Genomic DNA, 7,262 nt, shown 5'->3' with positions numbered 1-7,262 from the left:
TAGCTTATGCTAAAAAAGGAAAGAGTTATAATCAAGGAAGAGAATTTTAAGGGCATTTCTATGAATTAAGGCTGATTGGGGCAAACACAAATAAAACAATAAAACCACAATTCACAATCTAGCGTGGTTCTTCATTTGGTAGTTGGAAAGGGTGAAAAGTAAACAAATAGTGTAGGGGAAGAGACTTGGAAAAAGGTAATCTTTGATAATTTAATGTCGGTGTGGCTAAAATTAGATAGTGGAATGATTTGCCATTCCACCATCTATTCTGTCAGCAATAAGATTGCACTACTACTTCAATTACTTTATCGCCTTCGCTTCCTCAGCCAGCAATTCATTCTTATCATTCAACCCTGCCTCAATAAAAGCATCAATTTCAGAATTGCGTACCAGCCCTTTATTGAGCAAAACACCTAAAGTGATCATAACCCCAATACGGGTTCCTACCTTCTTGGCAGCCGTATTGAACAGCGGTTGCAGCTCTTCGTAAGAAACGCCTTCCGCGAGGTTCATAATGCTGGCTTTGGCATTGGCAAGTTTGTCGCCAGAGAGGTTGGTGTACTTTTTACTGATCTTCTGGATCTCGTTGATAGCACTTCTTTGTCCCTGAGGCTGCCCTTTGGACGGCTGAGAAGGCTTATTGCCTTGCTGCGCAGGCTGAGACTGCTGTTTGGCCCAAGTATCCCTCAGTCCAACAGTTTTGTTAAATATCAAACGCTCAGAGGTAGCATCTTTATCTAATGTGAAATACCCCAGACGCTGGAACTGGAACTTATCGTCTAATTTGGCCTCTTGCAAAAATGGCTCAAGGTATGCCTCTTTAATGATTTTAAGCGAATCAGGATTTACAAATTCCATAAAATCCTTGCCTTCGTGGCTGTCCGGTGCTTCGTCTAAAAACAAGCGGTCGTACTCTCGAATCTCTGCTTTTATAGCATGTTGAATAGATACCCAATGCAGCGTGCCTTTCACCTTCCTCATACTGGCTTCCGTGCCGCTTCCTGATTTTGAATCGAGATCACAGGTACAGTGGATTTCGGTAATATTTCCTTTCTCGTCTTTAACTACAGACTCACCCTTTATAATGTAAGCATTCTTCAAGCGCACTTCCTGCCCCAAAGTAAGCCTGAAAAATTTGCTCCCAGCTTCTTCTTTGAAGTCTTCACGCTCGATGTATAGTTCTCGTGAGAACGGCACTTCATGCGTGCCTGCATTAGGATCTTCGGGGTTGTTTTCTGCAACCAGCATTTCCTCTTTCCCTTCAGGGTAGTTGGTGATCACCAGCTTCACCGGGTCCAGGACACCCATTACACGGGTAGCGGTTTTATTCAGGTCTTCCCTGATACAAAATTCCAGTAACGACACATCCGTAACCCCATCTCTTTTGGAAATGCCTGAAAGCTCACTGAACTTCCTGATAGATGCCGGGGTATATCCTCTGCGCCTCAACCCGGAGATTGTCGGCATGCGGGGGTCGTCCCAGCCGGCAACGGTTTTAGATTGTACCAGCTCCAGCAATTTGCGCTTGCTCATTACCGTATAGCTCAGGTTGCGTCGTGCAAACTCACGTTGCTTAGGCCTGAGTTTATTGTTGTCATATATCTGGTCAAGGCACCAGTCGTATAGCTCCCTGTGAGGCTTAAATTCGAGCGTACAGAGAGAATGTGATATTTGTTCAAGGTAATCAGACTGACCGTGTGCCCAGTCATACATCGGGTAGATGCACCATTCAGTACCCGTTCTGTGATGGGCTTTTCTGACGATGCGGTACATCAATGGGTCACGCATCAGCATATTGGGTGAGCTCATATCGATTTTGGCACGCAATACGTAAGTGCCCGCCTCAAATTCACCCTCCTTCATTCTTTGGAACAGGTCCAGGTTTTCTTCAACGCTTGTATCCCTGAAAGGACTGGCCTTACCGGGTGTAGTTGGCGTTCCCTTTTGCTCGGCAATAAGATCCGGAGACTGACCATCTACATAGGCCTTACCTTGCTTGATCAGTTCAATAGCCCAGTCGTACAACTCCTGGAAATAATCTGAAGAATAGCACTCCTTATCCCACTGAAAGCCCAGCCATTCGATATCATACCGGATGGCATCTACGTATTCCTGCTCTTCCTTGGTAGGGTTGGTATCGTCAAAACGCAGGTTTACCGGTGCATTAAACTTCTTCCCCAGGCCAAAATTAAGGCAAATAGATGCTGCATGGCCTATGTGTAAATAACCGTTAGGTTCCGGAGGAAAACGAAAGCGCAGCTTGTCAGGAGCTAACCCGTTGGCAAGGTCTTCCGCAATGATCTGTTCTAAAAAATTCAGTGATTCTGGTGCTTCTGTCATGGTTGAAAAAATTGAACTGCAAAATTACTGCAAATACAATCAATTACAACAGAAGACCTCCAAGGTTTTAAAATCCTTGGAGGGTCTATTATAAGTAATAACTTACGCCATCGAAGTCTGCTCCAGATAAGTACTTTCAAATATCTTATCGGCATTGGCAGATTCGAAGCCGTCCCTTCGGTGTTTTCTAGTGATTTGGTCTTTTGGCAGGTCTTTGAACTGAGGTAAAACAGAACGTTCGGCAAACTCTACGTAGCTGCCGGAGATCTTCATTTTTTCTCCATCGGCAAATGTAGCTTCCTGCATTTTAGATACAGAACTGCTTTGTCTCAAAAGTCCGTCTTCGCTGGTTTTAATCTTGCCTCCTGCGGTATTCAGCACTATACCAATAGACTCAAGAAATGCGTTGAATTGCTCCAGCGTATCATAGCCATCGGGCAGTTCATGGATGCTGATGGTGTAATGGTTGAGGTAATACCTGTTGTAAATTACCCATGCCGCATATTCACTTTCAGCAAGCAGGGTTTTATAGTCTTCCAGCGTAGGCAGGTCCCAAAGCGGTTTGTAAAAAAAGTCGCCAACCTCATCCGTGTTATCCAGGTCAATTTTTTCTACCGGGCACTGATCGACATGGCCAATATATTTATGGATAATTTCCTGGGCCTTCTCTGACAGGTCTTCAACCCTGAGCTCGCTTACAAATATTCTGGGAAACCTCTCTGCAGGTGGTTCATACCAAAAGGCATTCAACTTCTTTTCCTCAAAGTAGTAAGGGTCTTTTTTCTTATACCCGTAGTGCAAAAATATCTTTTCAAAAGAAGCAATGCCCAGATTAGGCACGCCCAGGGTACGGAATGCAATATGATCATTTATGATGTCGCTTTCATCGGAGATCATACCGTTTTCGATCATCGCATCACTTATTTTTCTTACCTCTGGTACGTTTTCCCTGTAAGGGGTGAATAAAGCGTTCAAAATTTTATCCAAAGAAGTGTTCTTGTCAAAGTTCATAAGTTGTGATTTATTGTTCTGCATTTGGGAAGCAGTATTACTGTTTCCTTTAAAAAATAACCGATTGAACAGCACAAAGTTATCGCGAAAAAGCATTACATTCAATTAACGTTTTGAATCGAATGATAAGTATTGCTAATCAATTAGAGATCCGGCACTTTGAATATTTTCTGGTGTTGTCGGAGACTTTGCATTATGGAAAGGCTGCTGAGCGCCTGTTTATTACACAGTCTGCTCTGAGCCAACAAATACAGCGGATGGAAACCATATTGGGGCAGGAGCTTTTTGTGCGAACCAACCGGAAAGTGAACCTCAGCCATGCGGGAGAACTGCTAAAAGAGGAAGCAGGCACAATACTCACCCAGATGAAAAAAAGCATGGAGCAATGGAGGTTCCGGGTAGAAGGGGGAGAGGGTATAGTAAGGATAGGGTTTGTGGGATCTGCCATGCAGGCATACCTGCCAAAGTTGCTAAAGGAATTCACCGCCGGTTACCCGAAGATCAGGTTTCACCTGACCGAACTTAGCAATCGTGACCAGTTACAGGCCCTGGATAAAAAAGAACTGGACATTGGTTTTGTAAGGTCAAACAACTTCACGGCCAGCATGCAAAGTCAATTGATCTTCAAGGAAACGCTGACTCTTGTACTTCCTGAAAATCACGCCATTAACGAAACTAACTTTGTTGATATGGGGCAATTGGCTGATGAATCCTATATTTTATTTCCGAATGAGAGCAGCCAGATGTTTTTTGGACAGATTATCGCCCTTTGCCGGGAATATGGGTTTACCCCCCGAATTTCACATCAGTCCATACATGGGCCTACAATCTTCAAATTGGTGGAAAGTGGTCTGGGGATTTCAATAGTACCCACTTCATTGGTAGATAAATTCAACTACAAAGTGAAATACATCGAATTAAAAGAAATTAAACACCAGACAGAACTGTTTGCCGTCTGGAACAGGTATAACGACAATATGGCCTTTTCTTACTTTCTTAAACTTATGAAAGCAGAGTAATTTGTGCCCACATGCCAACAGCGGGTTGAAAACAGTTGATACATTAAAGGGATAGTACCCCATCCTAAATCAAAGACATACCCCAAATTCATGAGTAAGATTGCCTCTTCCTTCGTCCTGATCTATAATTTTTGAGACCAGCCCCAGGTTGGTTTAAGAGGTTTGTTTGTGAAACACCTCACGAATACCTAGCATTTTAAACAATTACCAGCCTCAGTTTTTTAATAATCAGGGAAACATTTTAAAAAATGGTTTTTGCTTCAATAGATGATTTTAGTCATTTTTTATAATTATCTGATTTACGAAGTTTGGCTGGCTGATGTTTATGAAACCTATCTCCTACATAAAAAAGATATTAACCCGTTTGGGGCTTGAACCTGGCCGAAAATGGAAAACAATAGCTGTAGTTTCATTTGCAACCTTTATCGGACTTGGTTTTTACATCCTCTATGTTAGTCATGCAGTGTCTTATCTCTCTGATAACCCACAGGCATGTGTAAACTGCCACATCATGATGCCCCAATACGTGAGTTGGAACAATAGCTCCCATAGAGAAGTCGCTACCTGTAATGATTGTCACGTACCCCATGACAATGTATTTAATCAATATTTCTTTAAAGCTAAAGATGGACTATATCACGCGTCGATATTTACTCTGCGTGCAGAGCCCCAGGTGATCCGTGCCCTGGAAGCCTCACAGGCAGTAATACAAAGTAATTGTATCAGGTGCCATTCCTCACAGGTTACTGATGCTAAAATGGCAGGTTTTGTTGAGAATCATCATAGTAAGAGAACAGACAGAACCTGTTGGGAATGTCATAGGGATGTGCCTCACGGTAAAGAGAAAAGTCTGTCTTCGGTAGGTACACAAATAGAACCTATAACTGTACATATACCGGATGACAGGGAGATTATCCCTCAGTGGTTAAAGCAATCTATGAAAGAAGAAAATGCAAAGTAAAAATACCATAAGCAAGTTGAGCATAAGGATGAAAATCCACGCAGGACTATTTGTGGTAGTTGACTATTAAAAATTATACATATGAAAAACTGGATACTTTTCGGAGTTACGGCCATAGCTGTTTTTTTACTTGCTATGCTTGCATATACTATAATAGACAGAAAAGCAGAAGCACGGTTTGCCTATCAGCCTACCGTAAAAATAGAAGGCATTGAGCCACGAGACTCGGTATGGGGGTTAAACTATCCGCGCCAGTATCAATCGTACATGCAAACTGCTGATACATCGTTTAGAAGTATGTATAATACCAGTGGCTTTGCAGATGTGCTGGACGAGCAACCTGAGCTGGTGATATTATGGGCAGGTTATGGTTTTGGTAAAGACTATAATCAACCCAGAGGCCATAGCTATGCCGTGGCAGACATCATGAAGACCTTAAGGACCGGAGCACCCCTGGAGGAAGGCGATGGCCCCATGCCAAGCACTTGCTGGACTTGCAAGAGTCCCGATGTCCCGCGCCTGATGAAGGAAATTGGTGTTTCGGAGTTTTACAGCAAACAATGGTCAGATTTGGGAAGCCAGATGATCAATCCAATCGGGTGTGCTGATTGCCACGACCCTCAAACGATGGACTTAACCATTACCAGGCCGGCACTTATAGAAGCTTACCAGGCCATGGGCAAGGACATCAACAAGGCATCCCACCAGGAAATGCGCTCACTGGTATGTGCGCAGTGCCATGTGGAGTATTACTTTGATAAAAAGAAGCCCGGGGCAGACGGAGCCAATTACCTCACTTTTCCATGGAAGGACGGAATGGATGTAGACGCTATGGAAGCGTATTATGATAAGACGGATTTTGCCGATTGGATACACCCATTAAGCAAAACCAGAATGCTTAAGGCGCAACATCCTGACTACGAAACTTATTTGAAAGGTGTTCATGCCAAGCGTGGTGTCTCTTGTGCCGATTGCCATATGCCCTATAAAACTGAGGGCGGACAAAAATTTACCGACCACCACATAGGTTCTCCTCTTAGTAATGTTGAAAATTCATGTTTTGTATGCCATAGAGAAAAGGTAGAAGACCTGGTTTCTGATGTGTACGAACGTCAGAGTAAGATAAAGGAGGGGACTTCCAAGCTCCAAAAGCTAATAGCTAAGGCACATATTGAAGCCGCGAAGGCATGGGAACTTGGCGCTACAGAAGAGCAAATGAAAGACATCCAAAAGGGAATCCGGCATGCCCAGTGGCGTTGGGATTATTCCGTTGCGTCTCATGGTGGAGCTTTTCACGCACCACTCGAAACCAGCAGAATAGTGACCTCTGCAACACGAATAATACAGGAAGCCAGAATAGAGCTCACCCGCCTGTTGCATGCACTAGGTCATGATGGGCCGGTGGAAATGCCAAATCTTAATAGTAAAGAAGCTTTGCAGGCCTTTACCGGCATTGATATTGAAAAGGAACGGTACAATAAAGAAAAGTTCTTAAAGGAAATAGTACCCAAATGGATGAAAGAAGGAAAAGAGAGGGAGGCGAAGATGGACGTCAAAGTAATAGGCTCCAAATGACATTTGTGCCATTTCCCATTCCATGCAAGGAGTTTAAACTGGTTTTAACACATCCCCGCTCAAACAGTATATGGAACATTTTTTTGTAAGCGTAGGGGTATATAATAGTTTAAGTCTTCCTGTATACCGGCTATGCCACCCACTGCTTTTCAGGTATTTCAGGAATAGGGAAATATTAAAAGTCAAAACGGCTCTGCCTGATGTTATTTTCCAGGCAAGAGTAAAGCAACGATTTACAGGGATATTATTCTAATGATGAAGGTTTTAAAGAAATTATTATCGACAAAAGTTACACTGGTTTTATTATTGGTCTTTGCGGTTTCCATGGCCGTGGCCACTTTTATTGAAAATGACTA

At 43.1% G+C, this 7,262-nt stretch carries 5 protein-coding genes; 3 read left to right on the top strand and 2 right to left on the bottom strand.

The window, feature by feature from the left end; all coding sequences use genetic code 11:
- Nucleotides 1–300: 300 nt before the first annotated feature.
- Complete coding sequence (locus E1163_RS10595) at nucleotides 301–2,340, bottom strand: glutamine--tRNA ligase/YqeY domain fusion protein (RefSeq protein ID WP_155171445.1); 2,040 nt, start codon at nucleotides 2,338–2,340, stop codon at nucleotides 301–303.
- A gap of 102 nt (nucleotides 2,341–2,442) precedes the next feature.
- Nucleotides 2,443–3,351: a DUF1338 domain-containing protein gene (locus tag E1163_RS10590; RefSeq protein ID WP_155171443.1), complete on the bottom strand. Its 909-nt coding sequence runs from the start codon at nucleotides 3,349–3,351 to the stop codon at nucleotides 2,443–2,445.
- A gap of 122 nt (nucleotides 3,352–3,473) precedes the next feature.
- Here E1163_RS10590 and E1163_RS10585 point away from each other — a divergent pair, with 122 nt between their 5' ends.
- The 3 genes from E1163_RS10585 (at nucleotide 3,474) to nrfA (ending at nucleotide 6,906) form a co-directional block, all read left to right on the top strand.
- Nucleotides 3,474–4,370, top strand: coding sequence for a LysR family transcriptional regulator (locus tag E1163_RS10585; RefSeq protein WP_155171441.1), 897 nt, complete (start codon nucleotides 3,474–3,476; stop codon nucleotides 4,368–4,370).
- A gap of 364 nt (nucleotides 4,371–4,734) precedes the next feature.
- Nucleotides 4,735–5,331, top strand: coding sequence for a cytochrome c nitrite reductase small subunit (gene nrfH, locus E1163_RS10580; protein WP_246223600.1), 597 nt, complete (start codon nucleotides 4,735–4,737; stop codon nucleotides 5,329–5,331).
- Between the two features lie 81 nt (nucleotides 5,332–5,412).
- Complete coding sequence (gene nrfA / locus E1163_RS10575) at nucleotides 5,413–6,906, top strand: ammonia-forming cytochrome c nitrite reductase (RefSeq protein WP_155171437.1); 1,494 nt, start codon at nucleotides 5,413–5,415, stop codon at nucleotides 6,904–6,906.
- Nucleotides 6,907–7,262 lie beyond the last annotated feature (356 nt).

The sequence above is a fragment of the Fulvivirga kasyanovii genome, assembly GCF_009711405.1.
Classification (GTDB): Bacteria; Bacteroidota; Bacteroidia; order Cytophagales; family Cyclobacteriaceae; genus Fulvivirga; species Fulvivirga kasyanovii.
The sequence above is the reverse complement of the archived record's forward strand: the minus strand, read 5'-3'. Positions and strand labels throughout refer to the sequence as shown.

Coding starts and splice junctions, on each gene's coding strand:
- E1163_RS10595 (WP_155171445.1), bottom strand. CDS start 2,340: ATGACAGAAGCACCAGAATCACTGAATTTTTTAGAACAGATCATTGCG.
- E1163_RS10590 (WP_155171443.1), bottom strand. CDS start 3,351: ATGAACTTTGACAAGAACACTTCTTTGGATAAAATTTTGAACGCTTTA.
- E1163_RS10585 (WP_155171441.1), top strand. CDS start 3,474: ATGATAAGTATTGCTAATCAATTAGAGATCCGGCACTTTGAATATTTT.
- nrfA (WP_155171437.1), top strand. CDS start 5,413: ATGAAAAACTGGATACTTTTCGGAGTTACGGCCATAGCTGTTTTTTTA.